The following is a 691-nucleotide window of genomic DNA, read 5'->3' as shown; positions in this document are numbered from 1 at the left end:
CAGTACCACCAAATGAATACGATTAAATTTAGACATCTTATGCCCCCTTCTATTTTCCTTTTTTTGAAGTTAAAATCTGAACCCCGTCTCGTCCAGCAACGATCACTTTATCCACCATTTGATTGAATAAGCCGTGCTCCACGACACCAACGACATGGTCCAATTCTTGTCCGAAAGCAATTGGATCTTCGATGACGTCCAAGGCGAGGTCAATGATAAAATTCTGCATATCCGTCACAAAACGTTGACCGTCTTTTTCACGGAAACTTGGTTTGTAGCCAGCTCGTTCAAAATGACGAAAGACCTGCTCTGCACCATACTGAACCACTTCTACTGGCAATTTAAAAGCACCTAGTTTCTCTACCAGCTTGCTTTCATCAACTACCCAAATGTATTCTTTAGAGGGTGTTGCAACCACCTTCTCCATTAGGAGGGCACCGCCACCACCTTTGATTCCATTAAACTGACTATCCACTTCATCCGCGCCATCAACCGTCACATCAACCAAGTCTACTTGGTCAATAGACTTGAGCGGGATGTTAAGACCTTCAGCCTGTTTACTAGTCACGCTAGAAGTCGTTACAGCTGTAATCTGCAACCCTTCTTCCTTAATCCGACGACCAATTTCTTCGACAAAATAATAGGCAGTAGAACCCGTTCCCAGTCCGACAACCATACCATCCTTGACAAA

1 protein-coding gene is annotated in these 691 nt (G+C 44.0%); it reads right to left on the bottom strand.

Going from position 1 to position 691, the window contains the following annotated elements; all coding sequences use genetic code 11:
* Positions 1-49: 49 nt before the first annotated feature.
* Positions 50-691: ribose-5-phosphate isomerase RpiA (gene rpiA / locus SMIDD26_RS05245; protein ID WP_134990190.1), on the bottom strand; the 642-nt coding region annotated here is incomplete at its 5' end.

It is taken from the genome of Streptococcus mitis (genome assembly GCF_001579035.1).
Lineage (GTDB): Bacteria > Bacillota > Bacilli > Lactobacillales > Streptococcaceae > Streptococcus > Streptococcus mitis_J.
This window is presented reverse-complemented; position numbering and strand designations above follow the sequence as displayed.